The 23960-nt window shown below is 61.3% G+C and carries 13 protein-coding genes; 6 read left to right on the top strand and 7 right to left on the bottom strand.

Annotated features, from left to right (window positions below; genetic code table 11):
- Positions 1-22 precede the first annotated feature (22 nt).
- The gene (locus AC2CGQ_RS16380) at positions 23-229 is read right to left on the bottom strand and encodes an MbtH family protein (protein ID WP_004930023.1); all 207 of its coding nucleotides are present in this window, start codon (positions 227-229) and stop codon (positions 23-25) included.
- A complete protein-coding gene (gene fes / locus AC2CGQ_RS16375) occupies positions 204-1577 on the bottom strand; it encodes an enterochelin esterase (protein ID WP_074469401.1) in 1374 nt (457 codons plus the stop codon). Before fes ends, AC2CGQ_RS16380 begins: the two co-directional genes overlap by 26 nt.
- A gap of 284 nt (positions 1578-1861) precedes the next feature.
- Here fes and AC2CGQ_RS16370 point away from each other — a divergent pair, with 284 nt between their 5' ends.
- Positions 1862-4138, top strand: coding sequence for a TonB-dependent siderophore receptor (locus AC2CGQ_RS16370; RefSeq protein WP_015376341.1), 2277 nt, complete (start codon positions 1862-1864; stop codon positions 4136-4138).
- A gap of 58 nt (positions 4139-4196) precedes the next feature.
- Here the strand turns inward: AC2CGQ_RS16370 and AC2CGQ_RS16365 are convergent, their stop codons facing one another.
- The 3 genes from AC2CGQ_RS16365 to AC2CGQ_RS16355 form a co-directional block, all read right to left on the bottom strand.
- Positions 4197-5429 carry a YncE family protein gene (locus AC2CGQ_RS16365; RefSeq protein ID WP_048325759.1) on the bottom strand — a complete coding sequence of 411 codons (1233 nt, stop codon included), beginning with the start codon at positions 5427-5429 and terminating at the stop codon, positions 4197-4199.
- 47 nt (positions 5430-5476) lie between these two features.
- Positions 5477-8386 (bottom strand): condensation domain-containing protein, encoded by a 2910-nt coding sequence (locus AC2CGQ_RS16360; RefSeq protein ID WP_076740800.1) that lies wholly within the window; start codon positions 8384-8386, stop codon positions 5477-5479.
- Positions 8387-8464: 78 nt separating this feature from the next.
- Positions 8465-10558 carry a TonB-dependent receptor gene (locus tag AC2CGQ_RS16355; RefSeq protein WP_484593758.1) on the bottom strand — a complete coding sequence of 698 codons (2094 nt, stop codon included), beginning with the start codon at positions 10556-10558 and terminating at the stop codon, positions 8465-8467.
- A gap of 533 nt (positions 10559-11091) precedes the next feature.
- Between AC2CGQ_RS16355 and AC2CGQ_RS16350 the strand changes: the two genes are divergently transcribed.
- Together AC2CGQ_RS16350 and AC2CGQ_RS16345 are read left to right on the top strand one after the other, a co-directional pair.
- Positions 11092-12702, top strand: coding sequence for a condensation domain-containing protein (locus tag AC2CGQ_RS16350; RefSeq protein WP_322192753.1), 1611 nt, complete (start codon positions 11092-11094; stop codon positions 12700-12702).
- A 64-nt stretch (positions 12703-12766) separates the two neighbouring features.
- On the top strand, positions 12767-15862 hold the full coding sequence (locus AC2CGQ_RS16345; protein ID WP_484593757.1) for an amino acid adenylation domain-containing protein: 3096 nt from the start codon (positions 12767-12769) through the stop codon (positions 15860-15862).
- A gap of 43 nt (positions 15863-15905) precedes the next feature.
- On the opposite strand, the gene AC2CGQ_RS16340 is transcribed toward AC2CGQ_RS16345, so the two are convergent.
- Positions 15906-17249, bottom strand: a complete 1344-nt coding sequence (locus AC2CGQ_RS16340; RefSeq protein ID WP_075685521.1) for a condensation domain-containing protein — start codon at positions 17247-17249, stop codon at positions 15906-15908.
- 273 nt (positions 17250-17522) lie between these two features.
- The gene (gene gltP, locus AC2CGQ_RS16335) at positions 17523-18839 is read right to left on the bottom strand and encodes a glutamate/aspartate:proton symporter GltP (protein ID WP_015376334.1); all 1317 of its coding nucleotides are present in this window, start codon (positions 18837-18839) and stop codon (positions 17523-17525) included.
- Positions 18840-19740: 901 nt separating this feature from the next.
- Here gltP and acs point away from each other — a divergent pair.
- The 3 genes from acs (at position 19741) to actP (ending at position 23751) form a co-directional block, all read left to right on the top strand.
- Positions 19741-21699, top strand: coding sequence for an acetate--CoA ligase (acs, locus tag AC2CGQ_RS16330; protein WP_004930044.1), 1959 nt, complete (start codon positions 19741-19743; stop codon positions 21697-21699).
- A gap of 91 nt (positions 21700-21790) precedes the next feature.
- Positions 21791-22102, top strand: a complete 312-nt coding sequence (locus tag AC2CGQ_RS16325; protein WP_004930047.1) for a DUF485 domain-containing protein — start codon at positions 21791-21793, stop codon at positions 22100-22102.
- Positions 22099-23751 carry a cation/acetate symporter ActP gene (gene actP / locus AC2CGQ_RS16320; RefSeq protein ID WP_049240033.1) on the top strand — a complete coding sequence of 551 codons (1653 nt, stop codon included), beginning with the start codon at positions 22099-22101 and terminating at the stop codon, positions 23749-23751. The genes AC2CGQ_RS16325 and actP overlap by 4 nt, the downstream gene beginning before the upstream one ends.
- Positions 23752-23960: the final 209 nt, after the last annotated feature.

The raw sequence follows: 23960 nt of genomic DNA, 5'->3' as shown, positions 1-23960 counted from the left end.
TCCCGTGATTACCTGGCGCCGGTCACGCCTCGCGTGCTGCGACCGGCAGAATATCTTGCCAATGCTGTTCCAGCCATTCGGCGCACTCGAGGCGCGCCGCCGGGCCAAAGACGATCGTCCACTCGGACGGAATGGCGCGGAAATCCGGCCACAAACTGTATTGTTGTTGTACGTTGCGCAGCACCAGGCTGCGCTGCTGTTGATCATCGAACGGATTCAGGCTTTCCATCATGTGTTCCTCGTGCCGTCGCCGATGCCGGGTAAGCGGTGGCGAAAGCGGAAGCCCATACCGCCTGCAGCCCATCGGTCAGGCCGCTGCGCCAGCACAGCGCATCGTGCCCGCCCTCCACCACCCGGTAGTGCACCCGATGGCCGGCGTCGCTCAGGCGCGCCGCCATTTCGCCACTGACCCGATGCACCAGTTTTTCCTGCGAACCGGCTTCCATAAAGACCTTCAGCGCGCCGTGGTTGCCCAAGCCGTGCCGTTCTACCTGTTGCATCAGCCAGCAGGCGTCGTCGGGAATGCTCGGCAGCTGCAGCATGTCGCGCCGCGGCCACCAGTAGGAACCGGACTGGGTGATCACCGCGCCGAAGCGCTGCGGCCAGCGCAGCCCGGCATACAGGGAGGCCAGGCCGCCAAAGCTTTGCCCCGCCACCACCGTATCGGCCGGCTTGTCGCTGTGCGGCGCCCAGTCGGCCAGCTGCGGCATCAGTTCTTCCTGCACCGCCAGCCAGAAATCGTCCTTGCAGGTTAATTCTCGCGCCCGGTGCGGCAGATCGATGATGTCGATCAGCACATAAACCGCTTCCGGCAACGCCCCCTCGCGGGTCAGCTGCATCAGCGGCGCCCAAACCGGCATCTGCTTCGCCCAGAACTGGCCGTCGAGCAAGATCGCGAGCGGGCGCTCGGCCGGCTTGCTGTCGCCGGTGGTGTAGATCCAGACATCGCGGCTGTTGCCCAGGCGCTCGCTCTGCCAGGTATGCCGCTGCAAACGCGCCGGCAGCGGCGGCGTGCAGCGCCCGCTGGCGATCTCATATTCGTCGAACGAACGCCATACCGGCTGCGGCGGCGCATCCGGCATGTGCAGACCGGAGACGCTGTGACCGCTGGCGCTTTGCCAGGAGCGATACGGGTTGAGCAGATCGGGGGTAGCGCTGGCGAACACCTGATGCCACCAGTGACGCAGGTTGTGCATGTTGGCGTGCGCATCGTCGCCGCTGAACGCCGGCGGCCGCTCGTCAAAGCAGGGGATAAAGCAGTAGCTGCCGCGCCAGGCGCCGCTCAGTTCGGTCTGCCAATACCACACGTCGGTGCCGGCCAAACGCTGCAGGCTTTGCGGCGGATTCGGCTGATGGTGGTCGGTCAGGCAGTTAATGTTGATCCACACGCGACGGTAGGCGGAGGTCAATTCGCATCCCTGGGGATCGCGCCAGAAAAAGGTGGTGCGCCAGCGGCCGTTACCCGCCGGTTCTACCCATGGCGTACCGCGTCGTGCCACCGTCAACCACCACCCTGGACTGCCCGCATTGCTGCTGGCCAATAATCTGCTGCTTTCTGACTGTAGTTCTGTATTCACAACGCCTACCCATTTTGTAGTTGGCGGCACCGGGAACGTCGACTTTTCCCTATCGCCGGCCACCGCCCGAACGCACTGTACGCCAAATACTATTGATAATAATTTGCATTTGCAATAGTGTGTAAGGCTTGGAGATCGTGCTGGTATTGCGCGCAACGGACAGGGATCGGGGATACATCAATGGCATCCCTTGCCGCAGCCGATTTTCTATTTCCGACTACACAAAAACTACAACCGCCCTTCCCCCCGTTCGGCGAGGGATGGCAGCAAGGTAGGACACTCAGATGAAAAGCAAGCTATCACGTTATTCTTTAGCCACTCTTATCGGCTTGGGATTGGGCGCGTCCGCGTTCGCCAGCGCCGCGCAGCAAACCGACACCACCACCACGGAAGAGAACAGCGGCGCCACGGATAAAAAGCCGCGCGGCGAAGACACCATCGTCGTGACCGCCGCCCGGCAGAACCTGCAGGCGCCGGGGGTGTCCACCATCACCGCCGACGAGATCAAAAAACGCCCGCCGGCGCGCGACATCAGCGAACTGATCCGCACCATGCCCGGGGTTAACCTGACCGGCAACTCCACCAGCGGCCAGCGCGGCAACAATCGCCAGATCGATATCCGCGGCATGGGCCCGGAAAACACCCTGATTCTGATCGACGGCAAACCGGCCTCCAGCCGCAACTCGGTGCGTCAGGGTTGGCGCGGCGAACGCGACTCCCGCGGCGATACCGCCTGGGTGCCGCCGGAAATGATCGAACGCATCGAAGTGCTGCGCGGCCCCGCTGCTGCACGCTACGGCAACGGCGCCGCGGGCGGCGTGGTCAACATCATCACCAAGAAAGCCGGCGATGCGCTGCACGGCTCGCTGAACGGCTACTTCAACGTGCCGCAGCACAAGCAGGAAGGCGCCACCAAGCGCACTGACTTCAGCCTGTCCGGCCCGCTGAGCGATTCCCTGAGCTTCCGCCTGTTCGGCGGCTACAGCAAAACGCAGGCCGATGCCTGGGATATTAACCAAGGCCATCAATCCGAGCGCACCGGCAGCTATTCCAATACCTTACCTGCCGGACGTGAAGGGGTGGTCGATAAAAACATCGACGCTCTGCTGCACTGGGATTTCGCCCATCTGCAGTCATTGGAGTTCGAGTACGCCTATGGCCGCCAGGGCAACCTGTACGCCGGCGATACCCAGAACACCAACACCAACCCCCTGGTGCAGAGCAATTACGGCAAAGAGACCAACCGCATCTACCGTGAAACCTTCGGCCTGACCCACCGCGGCGCCTGGGACAACGGCGTGAGCACCAACAACTACGTGCAGTTTGAGCGCACCCGCAACACCCGCCTGAACGAAGGGTTGGCCGGTGGCACCGAAGGCATCTTCGACACCAATAACACCGGTTTCGGCACAATCAAGCTGGACGACTTCCTGGCGCACAGCGAAGTCAGCGTGCCGTTTGAGCTGGGCGTCGCGCAAACCGCCACGCTGGGTACCGAGTGGTCTCAGCAACGGATGAAAGACGGCACCTCCACCAGCCAGTCTCTCACCGAAGGTGGAGCGATCCCTGGAGTGGACAGCTCTAACCGTAGTCCTTATTCCTCCGCACATATCTTCTCGCTGTTCGCCGAAGACAATATCGAGCTGACCGACACCACCATGCTGACGCCGGGCCTGCGCTACGATCTGCACTCCGAATCCGGCAACAACTGGAGCCCGGCGCTGAATCTGTCGCAGGAACTGGGTGATTACTTCACGTTGAAAATGGGGATCGCACGCTCCTACAAAGCGCCCAATCTGTTCCAGAACAACGGTAACTATATCCTGTATAGCCGTGGTCAAGGTTGTGCAGCCAGTGCTGGCGCTTGCTATCTGATGGGCAACGACGATTTGAAAGCGGAAACCAGCGTTAACAAAGAGATCGGGCTGGAGTTCCATAACGACGGCTGGCTGGCCGGCGTGACCTACTTCCGCAACGATTACCGCAACAAAATTGAGGCTGGCTATGCGCCAATTTCCTCAAACAGTCTTAAAACCGATATCTATCAGTGGGAAAACGTGCCGAAGGCGGTGGTGCAGGGGCTGGAAGGCTCGTTGAACGTGCCGGTCAGCGAGACCGTCACCTGGAGCAACAACGCCACCTACATGATCGAGAACAAGAACAAGACCACCGGCGATTACCTGTCGGTGATCCCGAAGTTCACCGTCAACTCGACCCTCAGCTGGCAGGCCACGCAGGATCTGTCGATGCAGTCCACCCTGACCTGGTACGGCCGCCAGAAACCGAAGAAGTATAACTATAAAGGAGAGAGCGCTGTCGGCTCAGAAGCCCGCGAGGTCAGCCCTTACGCCGTCGTCGGCGCCAGCGCGACCTATGACCTGACCAAAAACGTCAGCCTCACCGCCGGCATCGACAACCTGTTCGACAAACGCCAATTCCGCGCCGGTAATGCACAAACTGTCGGTAACGCGAAAACCAACTCCTACATGTATGGCGCAGGCGCAGCCACCTATAACGAATCGGGCCGTACCTACTACATGAGCATCAACACCCACTTCTGATGACATGACCCAACGAAAAAGGGGCGCCGCGGCGCCCCTTTTTTATCTTTCCATTGCATTACCTGGTGTGCAGCTGAATGCGCACCACGCTTTCCGGCTTGCCGGCCTTGGTGGAAGCGCCGTCGTTTTTCACCGTCACGAACAGCGCGTCGCCTTTCGGATCCAGCGCCAGGCTGTTAGGGTGCGGCGGCAGGTCTACGGTTTGCAGGCGCTTGAGGGTCTTGGCGTCAAACACCGTCAGCGTCCCGGCGCCGTGATCCACGCGCACGCCTTTGCGGTTGGCGACATACAGCCGCTGGCTACGCTCATCGAGCAGCAGGCCGATCGGCACCTCATCCGTCAGCTCGCTGGCCAGCACTTTTCCGCTGTCCGCATCCAGCGCGAATACCCGGTGGCCGCTGCTGCGCTTCACATAGTCGTGCCCCAGATGATGATTGCGGTAGTCGTCGCGATCGATGCCCTGATCGACGCCCAGCAGGCGATTGCTCGCCGGGTCATACACCAGGTTCAGCAGCTGATCGGCCTGTACTTCGTGCGTGGCGGTGATCGCCAGCGTGTCGGCGTTCAGGGTGATCACCTGCCCCTGCATGTTGGAGACGAACACCCGGCGGCCCTTCTCATCCAGCGTGATGCCCACCGCGTTGTAGCCGAAGCCCGGGATCACTTTCTCCAGCTTGCCGGCCTTGGTATCGACCACATACAGCACGCTGTCGACGCCGAAGCCCAGACCCGGCAGGAACAGACGGCCGCTTTGCGCGTCATACTTGAGCTCGCGGAGGCGGTACAGGTAGTCCTCGGTGATTTTAAACTTCTTCAGCTCCGCCAACAGGAAATCCAGACGCTTGCCGCTGATGCCCGCCTGCTTGTAAGCCTGCTCCAGCACCGCTTTGTCCAGCAACTTGATGCTGCCCAGCGCGTGGTTGGTGGTGGTGTCCACTACCCCGACTTCGCCGTTGAAGGCCTGCGTCAGGTACAGGCGATTGCCCGCGTCGTTCAGCGCCACGCCGAAGCCTTTCACCTGCAACGGGATCTCCGCCTTGATCGCCAGGGTGTTGGGATCCAGCCGCAGCACGCGGGAGCGCGCCTCTTCCTTCCAGTCCGGCGCGCTGACGAACAGCGCCTGTTGCGAGGTGCTGTAGGCCATCTCCACCACCGTCGACGACAGCGCCTGGCGCTTGATGTCCTGCGGTTTGATGCCGGCATCGTCGGCCTGCGCGGCGCCGGCGACCACCAGAGAGGCCGCCACCAGCAGCGACAGTAACGCGCGCGGGGTTGCTAGGGTTCCAGACATCCTTTTATCTCCTTGAAAATCATGCTTTCGGTTAGAGTGAAACAACGTCATGCCTGCGGCCCGGGCGGCAGCGCCGCCAGAGCGATATCGCCAGCGATGTGCTGCGCAAACTGGGTAAAGACGTGCTGAACGCCGTCGGCGATCAGATTGGCCTGCTCCCGGCTGTAGTGATCCTGGCGGTAGGTCATCATCACCCGCAGGGATTTCGCCCCCCCCAGATCGTCTTCCATCACCTCAAACTGCAGGCCGAGCAACGATTCGGCTTTCTCCGGCTCCACCTGACGGTAGGCGATCGCGCTGCCGTCCTGCAGCCGGAACTCGCCGTTCAGTTTGATGCGGCTGTGGATCTGGATGAACACTTCAAACATGTGGTTCTTGCGGTCGGCGTCCACGCCGAACAGCCCTTCTTCCACCAGATCGATCGGAATGTCGGTGTATGGCAGCGAGCCGTTGATGGTGTTTTTCACCTGGCTGACCAAGCCGGCCACCGTCAACCCTTCGTCGAAGCGCACGCGGTGCACCACCACGGTGGTGAAGTAGCCGACGGTATCGAAGAACTCGGCGTCGTTACGGCCGGAGGTCGAAGTGCCCACCAGCAGATCCGCCGGGCCGCCAAGCAGGCGCAGCGCCGAGGTGATCCCGGCATACACCACGTTGAACAGCGAAGCGTTATTGCGGCGAGCGAGCTGATACAGGCCTTCCGCCACAGCGGGATCGACCTCGAACTCCAGCCAGCCGCCGTTGACGTCCGCCGGCGCCGGCACTGCCGGGTGGGTAGAGGGTTCTTGCCGGAAGATCGGCTGGCCGACCGGCGCGCCGCGCAGCGCATCGAGCCAGTAGTCCAGATGTTGCTGCTGCACCCCGGAGGCCCGCTGCTGCCGGGCGAAGGTGTGGAACTGCGGCGGTTGCCCGCTCCACTGCGGCGCCTGGCCGACGACGCGATGGCGGTAGGCGATGCCCAGCTCATCCATCATCAGGTTGAGCGACCATTCATCCAGCACCACATGGTGGAACAGCAGCGACAGCAGCTGCTGGCCGTTGTCCGCATCGCGCAGCAGCGTGACGCGCAGCGGCAGCTCGGCGGCCAGATCGAACCGGTGCTGGCCGGCGTCGGCCAACAGGGCGGCGGCGTTGCCCGCCGGCGTCTCGTGAGAGAAGCGGAACCATGAGTAATCCGGCAGTTCGGCGGCCGGCACCACCACCTGCACCACCTCGCCCAGCTGCTCAACAAAGCGTGAACGCAGCACGGTATGGCGAGTCATGACGTCGATAAACGCCTGATGCAGCGCCGTTTCATCCACCGCATCGAAGAAGCGCAGAGAGAACGGCAGGTTGAAAATCTCGTCATGGCCGAAGGCTTCATACACCTTCCACAGCGATTCCTGCGCCAGCGACAGCGGCGCCTGCGCGCGATCATGATCGTCGGCGGCGGCCACCGGGGCATTCGGCTGCGCGACGTTCAGACGTTTGGCGTAGCCCGCCAGCCCACGCGCCGTCGGATGGCTGAACAGATCGTTAATGTTGATTTCGATCTGATGCAGGCTCAACAAGCGGCCGATCACCCGGGTGGCGACCAGCGAATGGCCGCCGCGATCGAAGAAGTCTTCATCCAGGGTCATTTCCGGCGCCACCAGCGCCTCACGGAACTCCTGCAAAATCAGCGGTGCAACGCTTTCGTCCGCCTCGCCGTTCGTCGCCGGCGCGGCCATCGCCGGGGAAGCGGCCTCAGCCGCCGGCAAGGCGACGGCAATCCGCTGCCCGGCCAGGAACGCGCTGAACTGCTCCAGCAGGAAAGGCGCCACATGGGGAGACAGGCGCGGATCGGTGACCAGCTCGAGCGTCAGCGCTTCCGCCTCTGGCAAGCCCAACAGCAGCGCCAGTTCAAACGGCGTATGCAGCGGCGGCAGCAACATGCGCTCGGCGTGAACGCCTTCCAGCCGCCACTCTGCGGCCAGATCGTCGCGCCAGGCCACCAGCAGCTGCGCCCGTTGCGGGTCCGGCTGTTCAGCCACGGCCTGCACCAGCAGCCGCTGCCCGACGTCGCTCTCGCCATGCTGCACGGTCAGGCGCATCAGCGGCGGCGCCGTCAGGCCAAGCTCCAGGCCGACGAACTCCGCCGTTTCCGCGGCCGGCACGCACAGCTGCACCGCTTGGCCGCCGGCCTGCGCGGCGACGAACTCGGCAAACCGCGCCGCCACCGCCGCCAGCAAGGCCCGCGGCGTGTCGTTGGCGGGCAACAGCGAGCGATCAATGCGCGTGACCACGCGCGCGCCCACCGGCGGCAACGCTTCAGCACGCGGCGCCGGGCTGCGGTAATCCTGCAGCGAGACCGCCTGGCGCGCCCAGGGCAGTTGCGGCTCCGTGGTTTCCGCCAGCTCGACCGGCTCCGCCGCGAAAGGCAGAGGCATCACATCCCCGTTGTAACGGGCGGACAGCATCGCCGGCAGGTGGCGCCAAGGCAGCGTTTCCGCCAGGATGTCATGCAAGACCACGCCCAAAATCACGGCATCGCCCGGCGTGAGCAACAGCAAGCCGCGCAGCGGCGCTTCGTTTTCCAGTTCAAACGGTGCCGCCTGCGCCTGCAGCAGGCAGCCAATGGCGTGCTGTTCGTCCGCCACCTGACGAAGGCTCACCGGTAACGGCGCCGAACCGGCGGCGCGTTTAATCAGCCCGTTTTCGTCATCAAAAACGTAGCGCACGTCCACGCCCGGCGTCTCCCGCACCAGCGCCTGCAGCGCCGCCGCCAGCCGGGCGATATCCACTTCCCCCGTCAGGCGCCAGGCCAGCGCCCGCTGCCCGCGTGCGTCACCCTGCTGCAGATGGGCGAACCATGCCCGCTCTTCGGCTTCGCTTACCGACCGCTCGCCGTTGGCCGACGCCGCGCCCAGCGCCTGAAACGCGCTCTCCAGCCGCTGGGCCTCTTCATCGCTCAGAATGCTGTCAAAATCACCGATCACTGCGTTATCTCCTTTGCCCGGCCGTGCCGGGATAGCGCACAAAACGGGGGACATGCGTCCCCCGTCACCGCGATAGCGTTAGAAAGTCAGCTCAACCGCCGCGCCGATCAGGCGGCCGCGCTGGAGCGTCGCCGTGTAGATGTCATTGCTTCGGATCATCTCGCGGCGGTCGGAGTCAAACAGGTTCTTCGCATACAGCGTGGCGCGGCCGTAGTCGAAGGTGTAAGCCAGCTGGGCGTTGGCCGTCCAATAGGAGCCGATGCGCCCGCGCGAGTCGTTATCGTATTGCGAATAGTAGGAGTCGGTGAACGCCACGTTGCTGCTCAGCTCCCACCCTTTCAGGAACTGATACTTGGCCCCCATGTTGGCGGTGTAAGCCGGCGCGCGCGCCAGCTCATGCCCTTCCACGCCGCTGCCCGAGAACTTTTTGATGTCGGTTTTCAGCAGGCCGAGGTTGCCGAACAGCTCGAAGTCCCAGCGCGGCTGCCAGGTGGCGCCGATTTCCGCCCCGTAGGTTTCCACCTTGTCGGCGTTGCGGATCACGCTGGAGTTCTCACCCAGCGAGTACGGCAGCTGCATGTCTTTGTAATCGTTGTAGAAGATGTTACCCGTCAGCACCACGTTGGCGTCTTTCAGGTGATGACGGGTGTACAGCTCGTAGTTCCAGACATACTCGGAACCGTAGGTGTAGCTGACCACCGGCGTGCCGATCGTGATGCCGCCACCGCCGGCGTTATAGCCGCGTGCGATCTTGGCGCCGTAGGTTTGGGTATCCGTCGGTTTCCAGGCCACGTCCAGCTTCGGCAGGAACACGGTGTAGGTTTCATCAAAATCGATGCGCACCGCCTGGCTGCCGCCGTCGCGGCGACGGTGTTCGCGTTCCAGACGGCTGGCGGCGGTCACGTCCACCTGCGGCGTCAGCGCATAGGTCAGCTCGGCGAACGCCGAATGGGTATCGGTTTTATCCTTGAAGGTCGAGCCGCCGAAAATGTTGACGAACTCATCCTGCGTGCCGTGGAAGTAACGCAGCCCCGCCAGCCCGTGCAGGTGGCTGTCCGCGCCACCGAAGCGCACCACCGGCTCCACGTGAACTTCCTGGCCGTCGATCTCGGCGTATTGGATGTTGTAAGCGGTAGGACGGTTGATGTTGAAATCGGTGTAGATAACGCGGTTTTCAAACGTCAGCGCATCGGAGGCCTCCCAGGCCAGATCCCAGATAGTGCTGTTCATGTTGCTTTTGAACACGGCGCGGCGCGGATCGTGACGCGGATTGGTCGGATGCGGCTGCGGGTTGAGGCTTTCGTTTTGCGGCGCGGTGCTGCCGAAGTGGTTAAAGGTCAGCTTGGTGGTCAGATCGCGCAGGCCGGCCGGATTGAACAACAGCTTGGCGCGGGCGGTGGTGGCTTCCACTTCACGCGGATCGCCCACTGGCGCATAGGCCGGCAGGTCAGCCTCGCTGCGGCGGCGTTGGCGATCGACGCTGACGCGGAACGCCAGCTGATCCTCCACCAGCGGGCCGGACGCCATGGCGGCCAACTGTGAAGAGTGCTGGTTGCCGGCTCCGCCCTTGAAGGCACTTTCCCATTCGAAGGTCGGGTCTTTACTGGCCATGACGATGGCGCCGGCGATGGCGTTGCGCCCCTGGATGTAGCTTTGCGGGCCGAGGAACACTTCGACGCGATCCAGATCCCACAGCGACTGCGGGCCGAACGCCTGTTCGTTATAGGTCAGCGAACGGCCGTCCAACGACAGATTGAGGCGCGGGCGGGTGCCGCTGAGGAAAGCATTGGCCCCGACGTTCGGGCCGGAACCGTCGATACCGCGCACGGTCGGCAGTTCGTTGCCGATGCCCAGATCCACCACGTTGGGGGTCATGCGCAGCAGATCGGGGATCTGCACCGCGTCGGGCATCGAGGCGATGCGGTTGCTGTCGAACACCTGCACGCTGGAGCCGGTGTCGAAAATGGAACGTTTGATCTTCTCACCGGTGACCAGCAGCGTTTCCGCGTCCTGGTAGGTTTCGTTGCTCTTCGTTTCCGCCGCGTTGACGTTACCGATCGCCAGTGAACACACGCCTAAAAATACCGAGGAAAACGCCCCAATGGCTCTTAACCCCGCCTTTTCCCCGTTTCCTACGCTTTCATGCCGTTGAGCCGCAAAATGCTTGCCCATAGATGTCTTCTCCTTTCATCCCAGAGGTGCACAAAATTTGATTTTTTTTACACAACCTACATCGACACTCACACAGACCATGACGCTGCGGCCTTCCCGACCTTGCTGTTGCTTATCCCTGCGGCAAACCTATGCCTTGCGCGGCCGAACGGGCGCGGCCCGTCCACGGCCAAGCCGCCGGCGGAGCGGCCGACGGCTTGTATAAAAACGTAAAATAATGTTAAGAATGATAATATTTTGCATTTTCTAATGCAAATCATTATCAATAAAGGTGTGAGAGCGGCCACGATAACCGCCAGAAAACCTTATACTTTCGCAGGTAAAACAAGCGCTGAAATAACAGGCAATAATTACAATGCTAAGAATAATATGAATAAATTATTCACACCCAACCCCATACCTGCCCGTTGCAGCTAAAACCCCTTATAGATAGCACCCTCGCGTCAAATGGATCAAATAATAATAATTTTCATTCCTATTAACATTTGGATATATTCTTGCAGTCTCGTTGGCTGAATCAAAATGGATACCCGATGAAAGCTTTGACCACGATGCAGGCCGCCTATTGGGTTGGCCGACAGTCCGCTCCCCCTCTGGGCGGCATGGCCGCCCATCTGTATGCGGAGTTCGACGGCGGCGAGCTGGATATCGCTCGGCTGCGCCAGGCCGTCGAGGCGTTGTACCTGCGTCATCCGCTGTTGCGCCTGCGCATTACCGACGATGGCCGGCAGACGATCGCGCCTCCCGGCCCCCGACATACCTTGCATCTCGACGACTGGCGACACGCCGATGAAGCAACGCAGGCGGCCGCGCTCGCCGCCAAACGCCAGGCGAAAAGCACCCAGTTGCTGCCGCTGGAACAGGGCGTTCCCTGCGATATCAGCCTGAGCCTATTGCCGGAAGGACGCAGCCGCCTGCATGTCGATCTCGACATGATCGCCGGCGATGCCATGAGCTTTCGCCTGTTGATGGAAGATCTGACGGCGTTTTATCACCAGTGTCCGGCGGCCCCAGCCCATGACGCGCCGCCGGCCTACTTCGATCACCTAGAACGACGCGACGCCGACGTGGCGCTGCGCCAACGGCGCGAACGCGGCCAGCGTTGGTGGCGTGAACGCCTGGCGCAGATGCCGCCGGCGCCGCGCCTGCTGCGCACGCCGGATCGCTGCCGCAGCGATCGTTTGGCCATACAGCTGAATGCAGAAGAAAGCCGCGCGCTGGAAAACGTCGCCAAACGGCATCACACCTCCCTCTCTACGCTGTTTCTGGCGCTGTTCGCGCTGGCCGTCGGCCAGGGTTGGAACATGACGCGCTTCCGGCTCAACGTGCCGCTGTTCCACCGCGAGAGCGAACGGGAGGACGCACATCGCCTCATCGGCGATTTCTCTAACCTGGTGCTGCTCGGCGTGGAACTGAACCCGACGGAAAACCTGAACGCCTTCTGCCGGCGCCTGATGACGCAGCTGGCGGAGCTGATCGAGCATGCGGATTACCCCGGCGTCAGCGTGATGCGCGATCTGTCGCGCCTGCACGGCAGCCTGCAGCCTTCGCCGGTGGTGTTTACCGCCGGTTTCGGCATCCGCGGCAAAACGCTGTTTTCCGAACGGGTCGCCAACACCTTTGGCCGTCTCGGTTGGGTGATCTCTCAGGGGCCGCAGGTGGCGCTGGATGCGCAGGTCGCCCACGTCGACGACGGCATTCTGATCAACTGGGACGTGCGGCTGGACGCGTTCCCCGAGCAGGTGCTGCCGCGCCTGCTGGCCTGTTACCGGGCGCTGCTGCACCTGGCCGCGCGGCAAGCGGGGGCATTCGATCGCCCGCTGTCGCAGCTGCTGGCGCAATGCACGCCCGACGCGCTGGCGCAGCAGGCGCCGGTGCGCCAGGTGCTGCACCGGCTGCTGGCGCGGGTGGCTCCCGAGGCCAGTGTGCGCGACCACGACGATATCCGCCGGTTGGCCTTGCCGGATGCCGGGGTGAACGCGCTGCTGACGGTGCTCAACAAGTATCTGGCGGCGGCGCTGACGGCGCAGGATCTGACGGCGCATCCCTCCCCGGCTGCGCTGGCGGCGTTGATCTGCCAACGGTCGCCCGAGGCAGGAAGGCATGCGAAAACGCTGCTCGCCGCCCTGGCGCCGCAGCACTGAGATCGGTTTCCGGGCGCACGGCGCCCGGCTCGTTTTAATCGGTTAGCGACTATAGGGAAGTACCATGGAGACAGCTTTAACCGCACTGCAGCAGGCCTATCTTCTGGGCCGCAGCGATCGATGGCCGCTCGGCGGCGTGGCGATGCACGACTTTCGCGAATACCGCGCCCGGCAGCAGGATGTACCGCGCCTTGAAGCGCGCCTGACCGAGCTGGTACAGCACTACCCGGCGCTTCGCACCTGCATCGATGTGCAGCGCGGCACGCAGCACGTACGCCCGGAGGTGACGCTGCATCTGGATCGCCACGATCTGCGCGCCCTTGATGGCGAAACGGCGCAGCGCCAGGTCGAACAACTGCGCGAGCGTTACTCCCACCAGCGCCACGATCCGAGCCAACCGCTGTGGCGCATCGCCGTGATCCAACTTGCCGAACAGCAGGATCCGACGGGATCGCCGTACGATACGCTGATCTTTACCAGCTTTGATGCCTTGATCCTCGACGGCCAGGGGATCTCCACCGTGATCGCGCGCCTGTTCGACGATCGCCCTCTGACGTCGACCGCCGCCGCACTGGCGCCCCCCGCCGCATCGGCGGCGCAGCGCCAGGCCGATGCCGCCTACTGGCGTGAAAAGCTGCAAGATGTCACCACCCCGTCGGCACTGCCGTGGCGCGCCCCGCTCGCCAATCTCACCTCATCACGCTATCGCCGCGCCACCCTGACGCTGCCGCGCGATACGGTAAAACAGCTTGGCCGCCTGGGATCGCCGCATGCGCTGCTGCGCAACAGCCTGCTGTCGGCGCTGGTCCTCGATACGCTGGCCCACTGGACCACCGACGGTGAGCTGTGCGTCGGGGTGCCGGTAGCGTTCCCCGCCGCCGATGGTGCCCTGGGCAACGCCTCCAGCTTCGTGGCGGTGCGCTATTCCCGTCACGGTGAAGACTTTATCCAGCGCGCGCAAGCCCTGCAGGACGATGTGCTCGGCGCGCTCGACCACCTGACGTTTTCCGGCGTCGATCTGGCGCGGCAGTTACTCGGCCAAAGCCAGGGCGGCCCGGCGCTGCCGGTGATCCTGACCAACTGTCTGGGTTGGGAAACGCTGCCGGCCGAGGCGCCGGTGCGCTTTCACGACGGCCTGACCCAAACGCCGCAGGTCGCCATCGATATTCGCCTGACGCTGGACAGCGAAAAAAACCTGCAGCTGTGCGTGGACTACGCCGAACAGGCGCTGCACGGCGAGCAGGTAGAAGCCATGCTGGCGGCGTTGCAGCGACGCATCCTGCGCAGTTGCCAACGCGCCGACCTGGCGATCGCGCCGCGAGATTTCATCGATCTGGCGCATTATCGCCACAACGACAGCGAAGCGAATTACGCGCCTTATCCTTATCTGGCGCAGCTGGCCGAGCGGCTGTTTGGCGCACAAAACGGCGGTAACGCGCTGATCTGCGGCGAACAGACGCTGACCTACCGCGAACTGGGCCAGCAGATCGCCACGGCGATCGCCAACCTGCAGAGCCGCGGCGTGCAGCCGGGCAACGTGGTGGCGCTGTATCTGCCGCGCAGCCCAGAACAGATCATCTTCAGCCTCGCCTGCGCCCTGCAGGGGGTGATCTGGGTGCCTATCGATATCAACTCACCGCCGGAACGCACCGCCTACCTGCTGGAGAACTGCCGGCCAACGCTGGTGGTGCACGGCGGCGATCTGGAGACGCCGATCGGCGTGACGCCGGCGATCCTGCTGGCGCCGACGGATCGCGCGCCTGCGCTGCCGGATGAACAGACGTTGGTGGAACGCAGCGCCAGCCTGGCCGCAAGCTACTATCTGTATACCTCCGGCACCACCGGCAAGCCCAAATGCGTGGTGCTCAACAACCGCGCCACCGCCAACGTTATCCACCAGACCCAGCAGCGCTGGGCGGTCACCGCCGACGACGTGTTCATTTCCGTCACGCCGCCGCACCATGACATGTCGATGTTCGATCTGTTCGGTTCGCTGTGCGCCGGCGCTACGCTGGTGCTGCCGGCGCCGCATCAGGAAAAAGACGCCATCAGCTGGAACCAGCTGGTGGAAAAACATCGGGTCAGCCTGTGGTGTTCGGTGCCGGCCATTCTGGAGATGCTGCTCACCTGCAAAACGGCCGACAGCCTGCGTTCGCTGCGTCTGGTGGCGCAAGGCGGCGACTACATCAAGCCGGCGACTGTGCAAACCCTGCGAACCCTGCGCCCGGATCTTGCGCTGTTCTCGCTCGGCGGGCCGACCGAAACCACCATATGGAGCATCTGGCACCCGATCGCCCCGCAGGAGAGCGGCACCGTGCCTTACGGCCGCCCGCTGCCCGCCAACCGTTATTTCATCTGCCATGACGACGGCAGCCACTGCCCGGCCGGCGTGGTCGGCCGCATCCATACCGCCGGGGTGAACCTGGCGTTGGGCTACCTGGAGCAGGGGGAGCTGAAGCAGCACGATTTCATCACCCTCGAAGGGCCGGACGGACAACCGCTGCGCGCTTTCCGCACTGGCGATCAGGGCTACTACCGTGCGGACGGCAACATCATGTTCGCCACCCGAGTGAACGGCTATGTGAAGATCCGCGGCGTGCGCGTCTCGCTGCCGGAAATCGAAGACGTGCTGCGCCGCCATCCGGCGATCCTGGATATGGTGGTGGTGGATTATCCCAGCGGAGAGAACAACGAGGCGGCGCTCGGCGCCCTGTATCTGACCCGCGACGGCAAACCGCTGCCGCTGTCCGAGATCCGCGCCTTCGCCACCGGCTATCTGCCCTGTACCCATATTCCGACGCGCTTTATCCATGCCGAGGCGCTGCCGCTGTCTGCCAACGGTAAAACCGATCGCCATCGCATCCGCGCCGACCTGAGCCACCAGCAAACCGCGCCGGCGTTGAACGCCTGCGCGGCCCCGCCGCCGAACGCGCCGCTGGCGCGCAGCGCCGAGATACTGACCATTTACTGGCAGGCGATCGGCGTGACCCCGCGCCCGGAATGGGGGGAAGAGACGGCGTTTATCGCCATGGGGCTGAAGCTGCCGCATATCAAACAGGTGGCCTCACGCCTCAATGACGCTTTCGGCACCCGTCTGGTAAGCAGTTCGCTCTTGCCGTGCAAGAACGCGCGCGAAGTGGCGGCGTTGCTGGCCAGCTGAAGTCCTGCCACTCGGGCGGGAGCACCCTCCCGCCCGCACTTTCTCAGGCGGGCAACGCCGTCAGGGCCGCCAGCGGTTGCTCCCAGGCTTCCCGCTGCAGCGCACGCAACAGAAATTCTTGCAGCGCCTCGCCATAGTCCAGCGCATCCTCCGTCGGAAACTGCTCCAGATAGATATCGATATCCACCTGCAGATCGCGGGCGTCGGTGCGGCCACGATAAGTCAGGTTGAAACCGTCGCCCGAGCCGCCGGCCAATACGCTGCGCGTACCGCTGCAGCCGGTAAAACGGGGCGTATCGAAGGGTTGCACGTTGATGAAAGGGGAAATAAAGAAGCGCGAGTCCGGATCCACGCCGCGATCGGCGGCCAGTTGGCGCAGGCGGTAGCCGGCGTGGCTGCGCAGCTCCCGCAGCTGCTGCGTCAGCGTGGTGAGAAAGCTCCCCAGCGTCTCCGCTTGCGGCGGTGACACCAGCAGCGGCAGGGTATTGACCGCCAGCGAAGGCACGTTGGTGGCGGCATGCCCACGGCGATTCAGCGCCGGCATCCACATCGGCAGCGTATCGCCCTGCCGGGTACCGCGCGGCATCACCTGAAACAGCCAGGCCGCCGACAGCGCCACCAGCAAGTCGGGCCAATTGATGCCACTGCGTTCCGACTGCTGCGCCAGACGTTGCGCGACTTCTGTCGGCAACCGACGGTTGACGCTCAGGCGTCGCACGCCATACTCCCTGCCGCCCTTGCGCACCGTCGGCAGCGCCTGCGACGGCGGCAGATAGCTCTGCCAAAAGCGCCGATCGCGCTCGCATCGCTCAGAATCAGCGTAGGCCAGCTCGGCCTGTTGAAAGACATTAAAGGCACCCAGGGGCATACCCGCGCTACCCTCACCCAGATAGTGCGCGTATAACGCGGCGCAGCGGTGTTCGATCAGGGCCATACCGAAGCCATCAATCAGAATATGGTGCGCACGCACGTACCAGAGGTAGCGCTCCGGCCCCAGTTTGAGCAGCCAGGCTGCGGCTAGCGGCTCGCTATGTAGCGCCCGGCGCTGCGCGATATCTTCGCGCATCAGGCTTTGCGCCGCCTGCCAGGGATCGCCGTGCGTTTGCAGATCGATGCGTTGCAATGGCGGTGTGCACTGTGGATCGTAACGTAACGGCGGGGGAGCGTCGCCATGCCGCTCACCAAAGCGCAAGGCAAACGCCTGCGTCTCGGCGAGAGTGGTGGCGATCGCCCGGCAGAGCGCCTCTTCCTCTACCGCGCCACACAGTTCGGTGCAATGTGCGACGGTGGACAGAGTCTGCCCAGGGTGCAAGGTGTGTTCTTCCCAGAAATCAAGCTGCGCTGGCGCCAGCGGCAACCATTCAGAGGCCAAAGCGGTGTCCGACATGTTACCTACCTTTGATAAGCCTGAATAAAGACGCCGAACGGGCGTAACCCCACCGTTCAACGGCTTTGCGTGTCTCCATACATCATCAAATGAAAATGATAATAACATCTATTATCATTTCTATTAATTTGGTAACACTTTAGATTCTGTTAAGCGGGGATGCAAGTCGCGCAGTAGGACAGAGAAAAGAAAGTGGCCGGTTGAAGAGCCATAAAAACAAAACGCCCCGGCACAACTGCCTGGGGCGTTTTCAACGTCGGCGATACTCGGTAATTAGGCCTGGTTGGCCGGCTTCACCTTCTGCGCCAGGAACTCCGTTTCGTAGGCCAGCGCCTTCTTGCGATCAAACTGGTGCTCCCATTTGGCGATCACCAATACCGCCAGCGCGTTACCCACCACATTCAGCGCAGTGCGCGCCATATCCAGGATACGGTCCACGCCGGCGATGAACGCCAGGCCTTCCAACGGAATGCCGACGCTGCCCAGGGTGGCCAGCAGCACCACGAACGAGACGCCCGGCACGCCGGCGATCCCTTTCGAGGTCACCATCAGCGTCAGCACCAGCACGATCTCCTGCCCCAACGACAGCTCGATGCCGTACAACTGGGCAATAAAGATGGCGGCGATGCTCTGGTACAGCGTCGAGCCATCCAGGTTAAAGGAGTAACCCGTCGGCACCACGAAGCTGGTGATCGACTTGGGCGCGCCATAAGCCTCCATCTTTTCGATGATGCGCGGCAGCACCGTTTCCGAACTGGCGGTGGAATAAGCCAGGATCAGTTCGTCTTTCAGGATACGGATCAACGTCCAGATGCGCAGGTTGCACAGCCGGGCGACCGCCCCCAGCACCACCAGGGCGAAGAACGCAATGGCGAAGTACACCAGCACCACCAGCTTGGCCAGCGGCAGCAGCGAAGCGAAACCGAAGTTGGCTACCGTGACCGCAATCAGGCCAAACACCCCGATCGGCGCATAGCGCATAATCATGTGGGTGACTTTGAACATGCTCTCGGACACCGCCTTGAACACCTTCAGCAGCGGCTCTTTGGTCTCTTTCGGCAACGACGACAGCCCCAGACCGAACAGCACCGAGAAGAAGATAATCGGCAACATGTCACCCTTGGCCATCGACGAGAAGACGTTCGACGGAATCAACGACAGAATGGTCGCCACCAGACTGTGCGAACCGCTTTGCACCTGTTCGGTGGTTTTCTCGTACTGCGAAATATCCACCGTGGTCAGCGTCGACATATCGATGCCGTGGCCGGGTTGGAAAACGTTGGCCAAGGTGAGCCCCACCACGATGGCGACGGTGGTGATCACTTCGAAGTAGATAATGGTTTTCAATCCGATGCGGCCCAGCTTTTTCGCATCCCCCACGCCGGCAATACCGACGATCAGCGTGGAAATAACGATCGGCACCACAATCATCTTGATCAGACGAATAAAGATATCACCCGCCGGGCTGAGAATATTGCTCACCAGCCACTCACGAGATTCGGTCTGGTTGTGCAATACCGCGCCAACAATAATACCCAGTACCAACGCGATCAGGATTTGCCAAGCCAGGCTAATTTTTACACTTTTCATACCCAAAAAGTCCTCAAAGACTCTTTGCGCCGTACAAAGTCGCAACACGGCGAAAAGAATACTTAATCATTTATTACAGGCTTATGTTAATTCAGTGGAAGCGTTCACCTGCCCTGGGTGCGACGCAGTATAAATCTGTATCATCCGGGCGGCATGCTCTGCAAGCCTTGATTTGTCAGGCTTGAGCGCTGAATCGAATCACAAAAATTTCTCGTAACTATTTCAAATGGCATAATTGCTTGTTATTAAAAACATAATTTTTCATATAATGAAGTACATAACCGCGCCGACGACGGTTTTTTGAACGCGATTAAAATGCGTTATTTTTCGCTCATTCTGCATATTTAATCCGCATCGTATGTTTATATTTTGTTACTCAAAAGTCAAACAAATGAGAATTGGCCGAGTGACACTTTCGTCCATAAATGCAGCGACACTTTATATTTCGATTAAAAATCGAACGATGCCGCAGGATGAATGCCACTGGGTATTTCCCGAGTTTTCATCAGGAATTAAGCGTTAATAAAACGTTATTTCACGCGGTGCAGTCCATCGTTATATCGTGCTAATGCCAACTTAGAATATTAATAGCGAAAAACAACCCAAAAAGATTTATAGCGAGAAATAATGGCGGCCCTGATCGTATCTATTAATTTCGCGGCAGTTGAGTCCGTTTTGGTTTATTCTTTTTTGTTCTTTATATAAGTGTTTTTGGTTAAAAACGTGGGTTTATGAGGATTTAAGCGCCAAAGAGATAGATACGCCCTGCAAATGCGACAGAACGATTACAAATCAATATCTTTGTTGCGTGATCTGCCGCGCAAAAAAGAAACAAAGAATCGTAGCAAACTATACTTAACCTTCAGTTGACATATCATTAACAACTTCAAGGAGAAAAGCTATGAGCCAACTGCATAAACACGCTATTCCTTCTGCAATTGCAGAACGCGCCCTGATTAATCCGGCACAATACCAACAGTATTATCAACAGTCGGTTCAAGACCCAGAGGCTTTCTGGGGTGAGCATGGCAAAATCCTGGATTGGATCAAACCCTATACCAAAGTTAAAAATACCTCGTTCGATCCGGGCCACGTCAGCATTCGCTGGTTTGAAGACGGCACCTTGAACCTGGCGGCCAACTGCCTGGACCGCCATCTGGCCGAGCGCGGTGACCAAACCGCCATTATCTGGGAAGGCGATGATCCGACCCAATCCAAAAAGGTGACTTACAAACAGCTGCACCACGATGTCTGCCAATTCGCCAACGTGCTGAAACAGCTCGGCGTTAAAAAAGGCGACGTGGTGGCCATCTATATGCCGATGGTGCCGGAAGCGGCGGTCGCCATGCTGGCCTGCGCGCGCATCGGCGCCGTACATTCGGTGATCTTCGGCGGCTTCTCGCCGGAAGCCGTCGCCGGGCGCATTATCGACTCCAACGCCAAACTGGTGATCACCGCCGATGAAGGCCTGCGCGCCGGCCGCGCCGTGCCGCTGAAAAAGAACGTCGACGATGCGCTGAAAAATCCCGGCGTGGTCAGCGTGGCCAACGTGGTGGTATTCAAACGCACCGGTAAACCGGGCTACTGGCAGGAAGGGCGCGATCTGTGGTGGCATGAGCTGACCCAGGGCGTCTCCGCAGACTGCCCGCCGGAAGAAGTGAACGCCGAAGATCCGCTGTTCATCCTGTACACCTCCGGTTCGACCGGCAAGCCGAAAGGCGTGCTGCACACCACCGGCGGCTACCTGGTCTACGCTGCGATGACCTTTAAGTATGTGTTCGACTACCACGACGGCGACATTTACTGGTGCACCGCCGACGTGGGCTGGGTCACCGGCCACAGCTATCTGCTGTACGGCCCGCTGGCCTGCGGCGCCACCACGCTGATGTTCGAAGGCGTGCCTAACTATCCGGGCGTCAATCGCCTGTCGCAGGTGATCGACAAACATCAGGTCAACATTCTGTATACCGCACCGACCGCCATTCGCGCGTTGATGGCCGAAGGCGACAAGGCGATCGAAGGCACCCGACGCGATTCGCTGCGCATCATGGGCTCGGTCGGCGAACCGATCAACCCGGAAGCCTGGGAGTGGTATTACAACAAGATCGGCAACGCGAGATGCCCGATCGTCGACACCTGGTGGCAAACCGAAACCGGCGGCTTCATGATTACCCCGCTGCCGGGCGCCACTGAGCTGAAAGCCGGTTCCGCCACGCGGCCGTTCTTTGGCGTACAGCCGGCGCTGGTCGATAACGTCGGCACGCCGCAGGAAGGCGCCTGCGAAGGCAACCTGGTGATCGTCGATTCCTGGCCGGGCCAGGCGCGCACCCTGTTCGGCGATCATGACCGCTTCGAGCAAACTTACTTCTCGACCTTCAAAGGCATGTACTTCAGCGGTGACGGCGCCCGCCGCGACGAGGACGGTTACTACTGGATCACCGGCCGCGTCGACGACGTGCTGAACGTCTCCGGCCACCGTCTGGGCACCGCCGAGATCGAGTCCGCGCTGGTATCGCACCCGAAAATCGCCGAAGCGGCGGTGGTCGGCATTCCTCACAACATCAAAGGCCAGGCGATCTACGCCTACATCACGCTGAACCACGGCGAAGAACCGACGCCGGAGCTCTATACCGAAGTGCGCAACTGGGTGCGCAAAGAGATAGGGCCGATCGCTACGCCGGATGTGCTGCACTGGACAGACTCGCTGCCCAAAACGCGCTCCGGCAAGATCATGCGGCGCATCCTGCGCAAAATTGCCGCCGGCGACACCAGCAACCTGGGGGATACCTCCACGCTGGCGGATCCGGCCGTAGTCGACAAGCTGTTGGAAGAAAAACAATCAATGAAAGTGCCGTCATAATTTACGCCGCTTCAGGCCGCTCATTCGGATAACGCGCCGTTGAGCGGCCCTGGCGCGGCGTACTCTCTCAATACCGACTGGAGACACTCTGATGAATGACACCATTTATCAAGGGATTGAAGAAAACCCGCGCTTTAAAGAGCTGGTGAGAAAACGCGGCCGGTTCGCCTGGCTGCTTTCGCTGATTACGCTGGCGCTGTACGTCGGCTTTATTTTGTTGATCGCCTTCGATCCACAATGGCTCGGCACGCCGATCGCCGCCGGATCGACCATCACCCGCGGGATCCCGGTCGGCGTCGGGTTGATCGTGATCTCTTTCGTCTTGACCGGGATCTACGTGTTTCGCGCCAACGGCGAGTTCGATCGCCTCACCGCAGAGATCCTGCGCGAGGTGAAACAATGAAGCGCTTATTGTCCGCCGCCGCGCTGCTGTTACTGCCGGGCCTGGCCTGCGCCGACGCCATTGGCGGCGAGGTGCATCGCCAGCCGCTGAACATCCAGGCGATCGTGATGTTTATCCTGTTTGTCGGTGCCACGCTCTACATCACCTATTGGGCGTCCAAACGCACCCGTTCCCGTCAGGACTACTACACCGCGGGCGGGCGCATTACCGGCCTGCAAAACGGCCTGGCGATCGCCGGTGACTTCATGTCCGCCGCCTCGTTCCTCGGCATCTCCGCATTGGTCTACACCTCGGGCTATGACGGGCTGATCTACTCCATCGGCTTCCTCATCGGCTGGCCGATCATTCTGTTTCTGATCGCGGAACGCCTGCGCAATCTCGGCCGCTATACCTTCGCCGATGTCGCCTCTTACCGTCTGCAGCAGAAACCGATCCGCACCCTCTCGGCCTGCGGCTCGTTGGTAGTGGTGGCGCTATATCTGATCGCGCAGATGGTCGGCGCCGGTAAACTGATCCAGCTGCTGTTCGGGCTCAACTACCACGTGGCGGTGATCCTGGTCGGCATTCTGATGGTGCTGTACGTGCTGTTCGGCGGCATGCTGGCCACCACCTGGGTGCAGATCATCAAAGCGGTGCTGCTGCTGGCCGGCGCCAGCTTTATGGCGCTGATGGTGATGAAGTCGGTCAACTTCGACTTCAATACCCTGTTCGCCGAAGCGGTGAAGGTGCATCCGAAAGGCGTCGCCATCATGAGCCCCGGCGGGCTGGTGTCCGATCCGATTTCCGCGCTGTCGCTTGGCCTGGCGCTGATGTTCGGCACCGCCGGCCTGCCGCACATCCTGATGCGTTTCTTCACCGTGAGTGACGCCAAGGAAGCGCGCAAGAGCGTGTTCTACGCCACCGGCTTTATCGGTTACTTCTATATTCTGACCTTTATCATCGGCTTCGGCGCCATCTTGCTGGTCAGCGCCAACCCGGCGTTCAAAGACGCCACCGGCGCGCTGCTGGGCGGGACCAACATGGCGGCGGTGCACCTGGCCAATGCCGTTGGCGGCAACTTCTTCCTCGGCTTTATCTCGGCGGTGGCGTTCGCCACCATTCTGGCGGTGGTTGCGGGCCTGACGCTGGCCGGCGCCTCGGCAGTGTCCCATGACCTGTACGCCAGCGTGATTAAAAACGGCAAGGCGACCGAGCGCGATGAGCTGAAGGTCTCCAAGATCACCGTCGTGGTATTGGGGCTGGTCGCCATTGCCCTGGGGATTTTGTTCGAGAAGCAGAATATCGCCTTTATGGTCGGGCTGGCGTTCTCCATCGCCGCCAGCTGTAACTTCCCTATCATCATCCTGTCGATGTACTGGTCGCGTTTGACGACCCGCGGCGCGATGATTGGCGGCTGGCTGGGTCTGTTAACAGCGGTGATTCTGATGATCCTCGGCCCGACGATCTGGGTGCAGATCCTCGGCCATGAGAAACCGATTTATCCGTACGAATACCCGGCGCTATTCTCAATGATCGTGGCCTTTGTCGGTACCTGGCTGTTCTCGATCACCGACAGCTCGCTGGCCGGGCAGCAGGAGCGGGAACGCTTCCGGGCCCAGTTTGTCCGTTCGCAAACCGGGCTGGGCATCTCCCAGGGCAGCTCGCATTGATCGAATAATAAGTGAAAAAAGCAAACACACCCTAATCAAAGGCCCTTCGGGGCCTTTTCTCTGGCTCGCTGGCGGAGAATAAGGAGGAGGGGGAAAACCGCGCAGCGTAGCTGCGCTTTTTTACGTTTTACGCATAGCAAAAAGCCCTGAACGTCAGTTCAGGGCTTTCGGCTTTATTTGATGCCTGGCAGTGTCCTACTCTCGCATGG

The organism is Serratia sp. DFXYC6 (genome assembly GCF_057196085.1).
Note: the sequence above shows the minus strand (reverse complement) of the source record. Positions and strands in the feature narration are given on the sequence as shown.